The following is a 12,884-nucleotide window of genomic DNA, read 5'->3' as shown; positions in this document are numbered from 1 at the left end:
TCAATCTTATTTGAGTTGCGCCTTTTTGTGTACCATTTTTTAAATAAATATATGGAGGAAATTAAGTATGAAATTAAACAAAATATTTTATTTAATCTTTGCTGCTATGATTATAGTGACGGGTTGCCAAAGCGGAGATAAGACGGATAACAAAAAAGAAACGAAACAAGAAACAACTGATAAGAAAGAATATAAGCGTATTGTGTCGCTTATTCCAAGTAATACAGAAATATTATACGCATTAGGACTTGGAGATAAAGTCGTTGGGGTATCAACTGTTGATGATTATCCTAAAGATGTGAAAGATAAAAAACAATTCGATGCCTTTAAACTCGATACAGAAGCATTATTAAAAGCAAAACCTGATTTAATTTTGGCGCATGAGTCGAACAAATCTACACAAGAAAAAGATTTAAAAAAATTAAGTGATGCAGGCGTGAAAGTCGTCTACATAGATGATGCAAATTCAATTAATGAAATGTATGATACATTCAAGCAAGTTGGAAAAGTAACAGGTAAAGAAAAAGAAGCAGATAAATTAGTAAGTAAAGTGAAGAAAGAAATAGAAGATGTTGTTAAAGATGTACCAAAAGATCAACAAGGTAAAAAAGTGTTTATGGAAATTTCTTCTCAACCTGACATTTACACTTCAGGATCAAATACGTTTTATGATGATATGTTAACTTCTATCAAAGCTAAGAACCTTTATCATGATCAAGAAGGATGGATTAAAACGGATAAAGAAAGCATTCTTAAAAGAAATCCTGATGTGATGATTACAACTAGTGGACAGTCTGAAGCAGAATATCAAAAATTAAATAACAATAGAGATGGCTTTGACCAAGTTAATGCTGTTAAAGAGAAACACGTTCATGCACTAAATGCAGATATGATTTCTAGACCAGGACCAAGATTAGCGAAAGGGCTAAAAGAACTTTCTGAAAAAGTTTATGACTAATAATCATAAAGTTTATCGCCATGTTGTGATATGGTTTCTCGTTCTATTGTTTGCAATTGGTATTTCTTTATTCGTAGGATCTACGGGTATAACATGGAAATTTGATAATCAACTTGAATGGACAATCTTTTACAAGTTAAGAGTACCGCGGACACTTTTAGCATTAATTGTTGGTATGGGGCTAGTCATGAGTGGTCAAATCTATCAAACGATATTGAATAATCCACTCGCGGATAGTTTTACGTTAGGTTTAGCAAGCGGTGCAACATTCGGAAGTGCGCTTGCCGTATTTATAGGTGTTTCCATTTGGTTTGTGCCATTATTTTCTATATTCTTCAGTTTGTTAACGCTTATCGTTGTTGTACTCATTACAGAAACGATGGTCAAAACATTTCATGTAGCAACGATGATACTTTCAGGTATTTTTATTGGTGCGTTCTTTAGTTCGGCACTCTATATACTTTTATTGCTGAAACCGGATAAAGTAAATAGCATGGTGTCGTATATGTTTGGTAGCGTTTCATCTGCCGAAAAAATAACTGTAGAAATAACTGGTATTGTTTCTTTAATCTGTATCTTAATCTTGTTTATGATGAGTCATTATATTAAAATGATTCAATTAGGTGAAGATAAAGCGACAACACTTGGCGTGAATGTTCGATTGATATCATGGACATGTTTGCTATTAGCTGCTATAATGACAGCCGTTATTATAAGTTTCACGGGTATTATTGGATTTATTGGTATGATTGTACCTCAAGTTGTTAGAAGGGTGTACAAGGTACCTATTAACGTACAAATGTTTTTGAATTTATTAATCGGCGGTGCACTTTTATTAATTGCAGATACTGTTGGCAGAATTATCATAAGTCCGATACAAATTCCGGTTGGCATTATACTCTCAATTATTGCCATACCAATTATGATGTATTTAATGATTACAGAACAACGAAAAAAAGAAAGAACTTACTAAATATTTAAGGTAACAATCAGTATTAAATGACTATCAATAGCATACGGACACCAATCCTTTAAACATTATGATAGAGGGTTGGTGTTTTGTATGTAAAAATTGTATTGCTTTCTTTATGGAATAGTTTAAAATGTTTCTATGAAAGGGATGATGACATGTGTTCGTGTGATATTCAAGCGATTATTTTTGACTTAGAAGATACGCTTGTAGATCGTGAGAAATCGCGAATGAAGTTTTTGGAAGAACAATTTGAGAGATTTCATGAGTTAATGGTAACAGTCCAAAGACGTGATTTTGAAAAAGTATATTTAACGTTAAATCCCTATGGTATAGAAGATGTTGAATGGGTATATCAAGAACTTGTTAAGAGATTAAATATAGAAAGGATATCGTGGAAGACATTTTATAACGACTATAAAATGCATCACTACAGATACCATTTTCCTTTTTATGATACATTGGTAGCATTGGATAAATTACGCAGCATGGGTTATAAATTAGGTGTTGTAGCGAATGGTAAGAGTGAAGAAATTACACATGTTATGAATGCAATCGGTATTTATCCATACATTCATTATGTTTCAACTTCTGATGAGGTGGGCGCTATGAAGCCAGACCCAATCATATTTGAAGATATATTGAAACATCTTGGCATAACGGCGCATCATGCATTATATGTTGGAGATTGTCCTTTAAATGATATCGCAGCAGCACATGCTATGGGCATGAAGACTGCATGGATGGCTAATTCAGTCATTGGTACACCAGAGGAGCACGAATTAGATTATACAATCGAAAGCTTAAGTGATCTCATAGAAGTTTGTAAACAAATCGAAAGAGGTGAAGCATGATGAATTTATTTTTAACGAAAGAAAATGTTGCCATACACTATAAAACAAAAGGTAGCGGCTATCCAATTATCTTGTTGCATGGTGTTTTTCAAGACATGGATGTCTTTGAACCACTTATTAAAAAGTTAAGTAAAAATTATCAGGTTATATCTATTGACTTAAGAGGTCATGGTTTAAGTGATACACCACATGATAGTAGAGTAGATGACTATATTTCAGATATTCAACAACTATTAAATGCATTATTCATTAATTCAGCATATGTGATTGGCCTAGAACTTGGCGCAACAATTGCAACAGGTCTCACATATAAGAATCCTGACTTAATCAATGGCATGGTGTTAATTAATCCTACAGACAATCATTCAACGTTTCCAGATAATCGTATTTATGATAGACATGCTGATGAAATTAGAACGATGTCTGATGAAGACAAAGAAAAATATTTATTAAGATTCAGGTATAAAAATATTAAACAAGCTAAAAAGTTTGTAAAGTCACATATTCCTTCAAATGATCTGCAAACGATGGAAGAGGAAATTGCTGTTAAGCGTTCTTTTAAAGACTTTGATATTATATCGTTACTTCCAGATATTGAAACACGTACGCTCGTCATTTCTGGTCAATACGATGGCAAAATATTATATAGCGAAGGTAAAAGAATAAGTGAACTGTTACCGAATGCTGAATTCAAACTGTTTGAAGGTTCAGGAGAACTGCCTTTTATTGAGGAAAAAGAAAAATTCATTGGAGTATTGGAAAAATTTTTAAGTTAATCAAGCGATATTTCACGGTTTTGTTACATGATTGTAACAAAAGTGGTCATTTTGTAATCTGTATGTTATAATTAACGCAGTTCAATGCATAACATATAAGACACAGACTGAAGGAGAACCTCATATGAAAAAATGTCTCTTAATAATTGCAATGGTACTTATGGTTCTGCCATTTTCAACTTTTGCTGAGGCAAATGCTGCAACTAAAAATCAATTAAATATTAACGAAAATAATGTGCAGACCTATAAAGACGGTACAGTAACAATCGAAGGTATTAAAATTGGTGATAAGATTTCTAAAATTAAATCAAAGTATCCTAATTTAATGTTCTCATATTCTGATGATAGTAACGATAGAGAAAATTATTACGAATTTGATACTAAAAATGGACATATGATTATTACTGCCAAAGTTAACGGTAATAAAGAAACGGTTAAACGTGTTACAATGATTTATGACAAATTAACAAATGTGAAGTTAGATCCGCTTGTCTCAATTCTAGGTGACAATACAACTAAACGTGTACAAAATAATAAGTATACAGGCGGTTATGCTTACGTAAATAATGGACAAGCACACTTCCAGCTTTCAAAAGCAACACCTGATAGTAAACAATTTAAAGTATATCGTATTGATATAGGTAAATACTAAATCAATAACGAATTTAATCCCCTGTTATGTTATATACATATTGCATAATAGGGGATTAATTTATACAATATTATAATGAAGGTGGTGTATTTATTTGCGTCCGAACAATAATGTATTGCTGGAAAATGTAAATGACTATTTACAGCATGTCGGTGTATTACCTAAACAAATTGATAAAGTTCAACATTCATTAAAGAAGGATATGAAAAAGTCAGATGAGAAAGATATAGACTATGCAGAATATCGACACAAATCTCACGCTGAAATACTTCAAATCATAGAGAGAAATATTGTGGTTGTAAATTATAATCCAATCATTTTTTATACACTACACTTCTTATTATTGGCATATTTATTTGATAAAAAGCTCATTCCGTTTAATGCTGTAACGGGATTGTATATATTTTATTTTGTGATCATACTATCGATTACACTTGTTATATATTTAATTATAAAAAAACATAGTTATCTCTATCCTAATCAGAAATTGATGATGACCAATATTTCCTTATTTAGTATAGGTATTGTTCTATGTATGCTTAAAATATTTAATGTTACGTTAGGAATGTATGTATTACCTTTACAAGTATTTCAAACCATATTTGGCGTCGGGATCATTCTCGTCATACTCGCAATATTTATGAAAAAGCTTGAAGTCGCTGCAATGGGATTAGCTGTTATTCAAAAAACAATTGCATCTGTAACGTTGAACGAAACAGTCATTATGATTGTTACATTTGCGAGTTGGACGATTATACTCGTTATTATCCTTTATTTTGTAATGATGTATTCAACAAGAAAATATGTATAACATAAATGCAGGAAATGATGTATTGGCTACAATCATTTTTTGCATTTATTTTTATGACATTAACTTAATATTATAAGTGTGAAAAATTGTTAAATGGGTATATTATTACTGTAAAGTAGGGAGGTACTCATTATGGGAGAATTATTAACAAGGGATGGTACTCATATAGTGTATGAAAAACACGGTAAAGGGAAACCATTAATTATGTTACATGCATTAAATATGAATTTAGCAACATTTAATTCAACAGTACAACTTCTGAAAGATCAATTTACAATATATACAATGGATTCTAGGGGACATGGTAAATCAGATAAACAACAAGAAATTTCCATCCAAAATCATATAGATGACATTGTAGATTTAATGCATAATGAAGACTTAGAATCAGCTTATATATTAGGACATGATATGGGTGGCGTAATTGCACAAGAATTTACAAACCAACATCCAGATAAAGTAGAAAAGTTAGTACTCGTATCTTCAATTTCCAATCAAGGTAAACAACCACTTATTAAATTAATTGCCAAACATAGAGATAAAGTCGCAGGATTTAGTAAAGAAGAAGCAATGTTAATATTGTTCAATGAAATATTTCATGATGTTAAATCGACTTTTAAATGGTATCAAGAAGTGAAAAAATATTATCGAATGACACCAGAAGAAGATGCAATTTCTGTTAGATCTATAAATGGTATAAATATCAAAATAGATCATATAGACATACCAACACTTATAGTGAAAGGTAAACATGATCCTTTTGATATTGATAATGATTCGGAAAATATAAAAAATGCCCAAACAGAAATATTCGAACATTCAGGGCACGCACCATTTATTGAAGAAAGTGAAAAATTCAAACAAGTCGTATCATCTTTTTTAAACCAACCAGTAAGAGATAAACAAGTTATATAATAAAGCGAGCTAGGGCATTTGATAATGTCTTAGCTTTTTTTATTGGTAGGGAGAGGTGATTGGGGAATAGGGAGGTTTGGAGAGGAGGAGCGATTGCTGAAGTCGTGGCTTAAGTCCTAAGTAAAGCCAAGAGATAGCTGAAGTCATGGCTTAAGTGGTGAATAAAGCCAAGAGATAGCCCAAGTCATGGCTTAAGTGTCGAGTAAAGCCAAGAGATCGTCGAAGTCATGGCTTAAGTGGTGAATAAAGCCAAGAGATCATCCAAGTCATGGCTTAAGTCCTAAGTAAAGCCAAGAGATGGTCCAAGTCGTAGCTTAACTCCTGAATAAAGCCAAGAGATTACTAAAGTCATGGCTTAAGTGTCGAATAAAGCCAAGAGATCGCTCAAGTCATGGCTTAAGTGTCGAGTAAAGCCAAGAGATCGTCGAAGTCATGGCTTAAGTGGTGAGTAAAGCCAAGAGATCATCCAAGTCATGGCTTAAGTCCTGAGTAAAGCCAAGAGATCGCCCAAGTCGTGGCTTAAGTCCTAAGTAAAGCCAAGAGATTGTCTAAGTCATGGCTTAAGTGTCGAGTAAAGCCAAGAGATCGTCGAAGTCATGGCTTAAGTGGTGAATAAAGCCAAGAGATCATCCAAGTCATGGCTTAAGTCCTGAGTAAAGCCAAGAATATCCCTATAACAGATACCCCATATCACACAAAAAAGCGGAGACATCATAGAATGTCTCCGCTTCGTTCATATTAATCGTTAATTTCAGTCTTAGCGATTTCGTTATCGATTTTTTCAAGAACTTCTGAAATTGATTTACGTTGTTTTTTATTAACTAGAATTAAAACTGTACGCTCGTCATATTCATTTCTTCTTTTTGTAAAGTAGTCTTGTTGTGATAAGTTTTTAACTGCTTTTACAATTTGTGGTTGTTTGTAGTTTAACTTGCTAATGATTTTTTTAAGATGATATTCTTCATCGTCTGTTTCATTAATGTAAGTTAATACTGCGAATTCTTCAAAGCTAAGTGAAAAATCCTTTTTAATGATAGATTTTAATTTGTCCACATATGTTACAAGTGCTAATAAATCTGAACAATTTTCTATTTTAGAAATTGCCATTTTGAATCCCCCTAGAAGTGAGTATTTTGCTTCTGTAATTGAAATAATACAGTTAGGTGGTAAAGCCTCGCATTATCAACATGGAAGCGTTTTAAATTTTTAATTCATAATTATAGTTTATCAATTATTTACTTATTTTAGCCTAAAAATAACTGTATGTAAACTAATAAGAGTAGGATTTAATTAAATAATAATATAAATAATATAACTGTCACAAACGAAAGGTAGGTATAATATAATCTCAAAAAATTAAAGTGCATGGTTATTATTAATTCTTTCAATAAAATAAATTGAAAATTACGAAATATGCCGATATTAAATGGGAATATTATAAAATTAGCCATATAAAGAAGTCGTATTTTACATACGACTTCTAGAATATTATTTATTGATTGAAGTATATTGAATAATAACTTCTTCGATAATGTCTGATTCTAATTCTGCATATTTACTTAAGAACTCAGCAACGCTATGTTCCTTGATATAGTCGTTTTTCTCTACTGTTTCTTTATCATTTTCATCTTGATATTCTAATAAATAGCAAAGTGCTTTTACGAGTCCAGAATGTTTCTTATTCGTTTTAGATAATGCTACTAGAGGTTTGACGATACGATCATTTGGTCCAACTTTACGTAATACACCACGTCCAACTCTTGTTACATCATCAGATAAATATGGGTTTTGGAAACGACCAATTATTTTTTCAACATAGTAAGATTGATCTTCTTTCGTAAATTCATCGAAGTTAGAAACAAGATATTCACTTGTTTCTTTTAATACTTCACGTAAACCTGCATTAATTTCTTCATCTTGAATAGCTTCAAGAATTGTATGGTAACCTTTGTATTGGCCAAAGTAAGCTAAATAAGCATGACCTGTATTAACTGTTAATAATTTTCTTTCGATATAAGGTGTTAAATCATCAACATAGTGTACATCTTGTAATTGTGTACCTTGCCATTTTGAAGCTTCTACAACCCATTCAAAGAAAGGTTCAACTAATACATCTAATGATCCTTCTTTTTGACCTTGAGGTACAATACGATCAACTGCTGAGTTAGGGAAGCTAATGTCATCAGATAATGGACCTGTAATATCTAAAATGGCTTTTTTCAGTTGATCTGTTGCCATAATAGCATTTTCACAAGCAACGATATTTAATGGTTTACCAGCTTCACGTTCTTTTAAGAATGATGCAAATGATTTAGCGATAATAGGTAAGATGTTTACACCAACAGCTGTCGTAATGACATCTGCTTCTAAAATCGCTGCTTTTAATTTGTCTGTTTCAGTAATGCTATTGATACCTTTAACACCTGCAACAGGTTCTTTAGTATTTTCTTCATTTGCGATAACAACTTGATAAGCTTGTTCTTCATTAATTTGATTAATAATTGTTTCGTTAACATCGACGAATGTTACTTCATAGCCATTATCATTTAATACTTTACCTATGAAGCCACGTCCGATGTTACCAGCACCAAAGTGAATGGCTTTCATTAAAGTTCAACCTCCTCAAAGATTGCAAGAATTTCATCTTTAGATTGTGCATTGATAACACGTTCAACATTTTCTTCTTCACTAAATACAATAGCGATTTGAGAAAGAATATCTAAATGCTCGCCATCTTTACCAGCAATACCAACAACTACTTTAGCTTCATTGCCGTCCCAATCTACGCCATCTGGAATGTGAAGTAATACAAGACCTGATTTTAATACTTCAGTTTTAGCTTCATCTGTACCGTGTGGGATAGCTAAGAAGTTACCCATATATGTTGTAACGATTTGTTCACGTTCTTTCATTGCAGTAATATATTTGTCAGTTACAGCACCTTCTTCAACTAATGCTTGGCCAGCTTTTTCGATAGCTTCCTCTTGAGAATTTACTGAAAGATTCATAAAAATGTTTTCTGGATTAAATAATTTTGTCATTTTAATTCACTCCGTTTTCGTTAGTTTTTGTTTTAATTTATTTAAGAAAAATGATTTGAGTGTGTTCTCTATCTTTACTCTATCATTTAACAACTGATCAATATCATCCAAATGTTCTGTAATTAAGGATGACACTTCGCTCATAAGTTGTCCTTGTTCCGAATTTCTCGGAATAAACATACATACAAGCCAATTTACTTCTTGATGTTCATTTTCAATCGTTTTTAGCCTTAATGGTTTTGTTAACTCCGTAATAATTAATTGTGGCTTTTTGATTGATTCATCAGAAAGGTGAGGAATAGCAACTGGATAACCAGTTAATGCAAAGCCTTGTAAATTCATACGGCTGTTAAGCTTTTCACTGAACGTATGTGTATTGTCAATCACACGATGCTTCGACAGTGTTTGAATGAGATATCGTTCTAACTGTGTTACTTTTTTCTTTTCAACGATCATATCTTGAATCAGTGATAAACTTTCTTCTATAAAAGTTACAGTGCGATCATAATCTTCATATGATAGTGGTTGTTCTTGATTCTGCATATTTTGAGGATCATGGACAACAGATTGCTGTAATTTCAAAAAGTATTTCACATTTTCAGCGTCTTGCTTTGGTAATAAAGGATTTACTGTAATGTGTGGGTATTTCGTATCTACAGCTACAGTTGAAATCATGCCATCATACTTTGAAAAATCAATCGACTTTAAACTACTGACAGAAACTTCGGTAGTTTGCGTGATTTCAGAAAAATGCTGTTTCAAACGATTGGATAGAATACGGCTTGTACCAATTCCACTGCTACATACAACGAGAACATGTAATGAACGTCTTTGTTTTGCTTGTAACATGCCACCAAAGTGAAGTGCAATATATGCAACTTCGCTTTTTGGAAAATGATAATTCATGAATACAATCTTTAAACCTGATGAAACGGCTTCAAATAACTCTTGATCATAGGTTTCTATCATTTCGGTAAGCGGATTGTAGGTTTCAATGTTTGCCTCAAGTCTATTAATCGCAGGTTCTAAATGTAAATTTAATCCTTTGAATAGGGCTTCTTCATCTTTAAATGAAAATCCTTGATCTTTTACAAATTCTATAAGTTCGGTAACGCGCTGCTTATGAATATCATTGTTTTCATAAGTTGTTTCATGGCGACGTCTTGCACCTCTTAAATGCATTGTAATAAAAGCAATTTCAGAATGATTAAATGTCACATCATATATATCGCTTAATACATTGGTAAGTCTCTCTGATACTTTGAATTCATCCGTCGAAATCAATTCATTTAAAATATCATTCTCAATTTCTACATGTCCATCTTGCTTAATACGTTCAATTGCTAAAACGATATGAATCGTTAAAGTAAGGTAACTGGCTTCAGTTAATGTATAAGGTAATGTACCGAGTTCATCCATTAACAAGCGTTCGACATTAAACAATCTATCTATATCAACGATTCCTCGAAGATGTGTTTCGTTTAACGTATGATATACGAAATGATCTTCTACTACAGAGTACACGCTGTCACCATCTAATTTTTCTAACATGATTCTAGCAAGTAACTGTCTTTTGTTGACTTCTTCACCATTCAGAATCAAACCTTCACCACGTCTTCGCTCTAATGAAAGTTCAAATGTGTGTAATTCAGGTTCCAATTGTTCAATGATTTTGTTAAGTGTATGCGTAGATGAACCAATTTCATTCGCAAGACTATATAATTTCACTGGATCTTTAGATTGAATAAGGTTGTATAGAATAATAACTTTTCTTTCTTCATCAGATAAATCAATTGTATTTTGTTCAGTCAATGATTGTACAAAATTGTCAATGTCTTCTGGTTCTCCTTCAATACGTAATCCTAATTTAGGAACTCTTGTCAGAGATAAGTGATATTTATTCAGTGTATCTTCAACGCTTTTCATCTCTCTATGAACAGTTCGAGACGAAATACCAAGTGCTTGTGCAATATCATGAATTGTTAAAAAAGAGTGAAGACGCTCAGATAGTAATTTGAGAATACTCTTTTCCCGGTTACTGATCATCATCGTTCTTCACTCCTTTGTGTAAAATTATTTTTTCAGTTCGTTAATTAATTCTTCATATCTTGGTGAATTTAAGAAGTTATCTACTGAAATATGAATTGCTTTAGGATTTTTCTTAATTGCTCTATCTGTTAATGTTTTTTGCGTAATGACAACATCAGCATCGTCTGGTAATTGGTTAATAGCTGTATTTGTAACTTCAATATCAGTTAACTCAGCTTTTTTGAATTTATTTCTTAACATACCAGCACCCATAGCACTTGAGCCCATACCAGCATCACAAGCAAAGATAACTTTTTTAACATTAGAGAAATCATGTGCATCAATATTTTCTGTGTCATATTGATCTAACAGTTCTTCAGATTCGTCTTTTTCTTCTGTTTCTTCAGAAGCTTCACCTTTTTCTTGTTCTTTAGAACCAGTTAAAGCACCGCTAACAGAAGATTTTTTACCTTTACGAGCTTCCATATCAGCAGTAGCTGATTCAATGTCGCCTTCAGGGTCTTTAGTGAATTTTAAGATGATAGATGCAACTACAAATGAAACTAATGTTGCTAAGAAGATACCAAGTAACATAATTAAGTAACTACCTTTAGGTGTAATAGCTATATAAGCTAAGATTGAACCTGGAGATGCTGGTCCAGTAGTACCGAAGTCGAACATACTAAATGTTGCAACACCAGTCATACCACCTAAAATAACGGCAACTAATAATAAAGGACGCATTAAAACATATGGGAAGTAAATTTCGTGAATACCACCTAAGAAGTGGATGATACCAGCACCATATGAAGTTGCTTTTGCAGTACCTTTACCAAATACCATATAAGCTAATAGAATACCAAAACCTGGTCCAGGATTTGATTCTAAAGTATAAAGAATAGATTTACCAGCGTGAGCTACTTGTTCAGATGCAAGAGGTGTTAAGACACCGTGGTTAATTGCATTGTTCAAGAATACTGTTTTAGCTGGTTCAATAATAATACTTACTAATGGTAATAAGTGATGAGAAACTAAGAAGTCAACACCCATACCTAAGACTTTCATAAGTCCTTCAACTAATGGCGCTAATCCTTTGAAACCAACAATCGCCATGATGAAAGCTAGAATACCAGCTGAGAAGTTATTGAATAACATTTCAAAACCTTGTGGAGTTCTAGGAACTAAGAATTGGTCAACCTTTTTCATTAACCAACCAAGTAATGGACCCATAATCATTGCACCGATTAACATCGGCGTATCTGGGAATGCCGCGATAACACCCATAGTAGCTGTCGCACCAACGACACCACCACGTAAACCGTGAACTAAACGACCACCACTAAATGCAATAAGTAATGGAATTAAATATTTAATCATTGGATCAACCATTGAAGAAAGTTCTTCGTTAGGTAGCCAACCATCTTTAATAAACAGTGCTGTAATTAGCCCCCAAGCAATAAAAGCACCAATGTTTGGCATAATCATACTACTTAAAAATGAACCAAAAGCTTGAACCTTAGGACCAATGCCTTTTTTCTTTTCAGATTGTTCTGCCATATTGAACACACCTTCCCTTATATAAAAAGTATTTTGTAACTTAATCATACGAAGATGTATGTACATATACAATGATTAGTAAATGCAACTTTGTCACATCCATTTTGACATGCGTGTCATAAACATTTATTTGGGGGATTAAAATAGCCTATACACACTTGTAATGTAATTATACACTTTTGGAGATATGCTTCATACTGTTATGGAATATAAAATAGAAAATAAAGGTGAAATAGAAGAAGGGGAAGGAAGAAGAGGAGGTTTCTGGACCGATTCGTGGGAATTACCGGTCCAGAAATGAGAAATATGGACCGATAAAAAT

At 32.6% G+C, this 12,884-nt stretch carries 12 protein-coding genes; 7 read left to right on the top strand and 5 right to left on the bottom strand.

The features are described 5' to 3' along the window. The first annotated feature begins 67 nt into the window (after window positions 1-67). The 7 genes from CD035_RS06395 to CD035_RS06365 all read left to right on the top strand — a co-directional run bounded on the left by CD035_RS06395 (window position 68) and on the right by CD035_RS06365 (window position 5,936). A complete protein-coding gene (locus tag CD035_RS06395) occupies window positions 68-958 on the top strand; it encodes an ABC transporter substrate-binding protein (RefSeq protein ID WP_048541450.1) in 891 nt (296 codons plus the stop codon). After that, window positions 951-1,931 carry a FecCD family ABC transporter permease gene (locus tag CD035_RS06390; RefSeq protein ID WP_048541452.1) on the top strand — a complete coding sequence of 327 codons (981 nt, stop codon included), beginning with the start codon at window positions 951-953 and terminating at the stop codon, window positions 1,929-1,931. Before CD035_RS06395 ends, CD035_RS06390 begins: the two co-directional genes overlap by 8 nt. Before the next feature lie 86 nt (window positions 1,932-2,017). Then, entirely contained in the window at window positions 2,018-2,782 is a 765-nt protein-coding gene (locus CD035_RS06385) for an HAD family hydrolase (protein WP_228065162.1), read from the top strand. Continuing rightward, complete coding sequence (locus tag CD035_RS06380; protein WP_048541455.1) at window positions 2,779-3,558, top strand: alpha/beta fold hydrolase; 780 nt, start codon at window positions 2,779-2,781, stop codon at window positions 3,556-3,558. Before CD035_RS06385 ends, CD035_RS06380 begins: the two co-directional genes overlap by 4 nt. 124 nt (window positions 3,559-3,682) lie before the next feature. Beyond that, window positions 3,683-4,210: an SA0570 family protein gene (locus tag CD035_RS06375; RefSeq protein WP_048541457.1), complete on the top strand. Its 528-nt coding sequence runs from the start codon at window positions 3,683-3,685 to the stop codon at window positions 4,208-4,210. Between the two features lie 94 nt (window positions 4,211-4,304). Then, entirely contained in the window at window positions 4,305-5,021 is a 717-nt protein-coding gene (locus CD035_RS06370) for a hypothetical protein (protein WP_048541459.1), read from the top strand. A 132-nt stretch (window positions 5,022-5,153) separates the two neighbouring features. Continuing rightward, window positions 5,154-5,936: an alpha/beta fold hydrolase gene (locus CD035_RS06365; protein ID WP_048541461.1), complete on the top strand. Its 783-nt coding sequence runs from the start codon at window positions 5,154-5,156 to the stop codon at window positions 5,934-5,936. A 738-nt stretch (window positions 5,937-6,674) separates the two neighbouring features. Here CD035_RS06365 and sarA read toward each other — a convergent pair. From sarA to CD035_RS06340, 5 genes are all read right to left on the bottom strand, one after another. Further along, on the bottom strand, window positions 6,675-7,043 hold the full coding sequence (gene sarA, locus CD035_RS06360; RefSeq protein WP_048541463.1) for a global transcriptional regulator SarA: 369 nt from the start codon (window positions 7,041-7,043) through the stop codon (window positions 6,675-6,677). A 381-nt stretch (window positions 7,044-7,424) separates the two neighbouring features. Beyond that, window positions 7,425-8,543 (bottom strand): mannitol-1-phosphate 5-dehydrogenase, encoded by a 1,119-nt coding sequence (locus CD035_RS06355; RefSeq protein WP_048541464.1) that lies wholly within the window; start codon window positions 8,541-8,543, stop codon window positions 7,425-7,427. Then, entirely contained in the window at window positions 8,543-8,977 is a 435-nt protein-coding gene (locus CD035_RS06350; protein ID WP_025905499.1) for a PTS sugar transporter subunit IIA, read from the bottom strand. The genes CD035_RS06355 and CD035_RS06350 overlap by 1 nt, the downstream gene beginning before the upstream one ends. Window positions 8,978-8,983: 6 nt before the next feature. Then, window positions 8,984-11,026, bottom strand: a complete 2,043-nt coding sequence (locus CD035_RS06345) for a BglG family transcription antiterminator (protein ID WP_048541467.1) — start codon at window positions 11,024-11,026, stop codon at window positions 8,984-8,986. Window positions 11,027-11,050: 24 nt separating this feature from the next. Then, on the bottom strand, window positions 11,051-12,562 hold the full coding sequence (locus CD035_RS06340; protein ID WP_048541469.1) for a PTS mannitol transporter subunit IICB: 1,512 nt from the start codon (window positions 12,560-12,562) through the stop codon (window positions 11,051-11,053). Window positions 12,563-12,884 lie beyond the last annotated feature (322 nt).

The sequence above is a fragment of the Mammaliicoccus sciuri genome, from assembly GCF_002901825.1.
Taxonomy (GTDB): Bacteria; Bacillota; Bacilli; order Staphylococcales; family Staphylococcaceae; genus Mammaliicoccus; species Mammaliicoccus sciuri.
This window is presented reverse-complemented; position numbering and strand designations above follow the sequence as displayed.

Bases quoted from the DNA above. Each gene is read 5' to 3' on its own strand.
- CD035_RS06395 (WP_048541450.1), top strand. From the start codon at position 68: ATGAAATTAAACAAAATATTTTATTTAATCTTTGCTGCTATGATTATA.
- CD035_RS06390 (WP_048541452.1), top strand. From the start codon at position 951: ATGACTAATAATCATAAAGTTTATCGCCATGTTGTGATATGGTTTCTC.
- CD035_RS06380 (WP_048541455.1), top strand. From the start codon at position 2,779: ATGATGAATTTATTTTTAACGAAAGAAAATGTTGCCATACACTATAAA.
- CD035_RS06375 (WP_048541457.1), top strand. From the start codon at position 3,683: ATGAAAAAATGTCTCTTAATAATTGCAATGGTACTTATGGTTCTGCCA.
- CD035_RS06365 (WP_048541461.1), top strand. From the start codon at position 5,154: ATGGGAGAATTATTAACAAGGGATGGTACTCATATAGTGTATGAAAAA.
- sarA (WP_048541463.1), bottom strand. From the start codon at position 7,043: ATGGCAATTTCTAAAATAGAAAATTGTTCAGATTTATTAGCACTTGTA.
- CD035_RS06355 (WP_048541464.1), bottom strand. From the start codon at position 8,543: ATGAAAGCCATTCACTTTGGTGCTGGTAACATCGGACGTGGCTTCATA.
- CD035_RS06350 (WP_025905499.1), bottom strand. From the start codon at position 8,977: ATGACAAAATTATTTAATCCAGAAAACATTTTTATGAATCTTTCAGTA.
- CD035_RS06345 (WP_048541467.1), bottom strand. From the start codon at position 11,026: ATGATGATCAGTAACCGGGAAAAGAGTATTCTCAAATTACTATCTGAG.
- CD035_RS06340 (WP_048541469.1), bottom strand. From the start codon at position 12,562: ATGGCAGAACAATCTGAAAAGAAAAAAGGCATTGGTCCTAAGGTTCAA.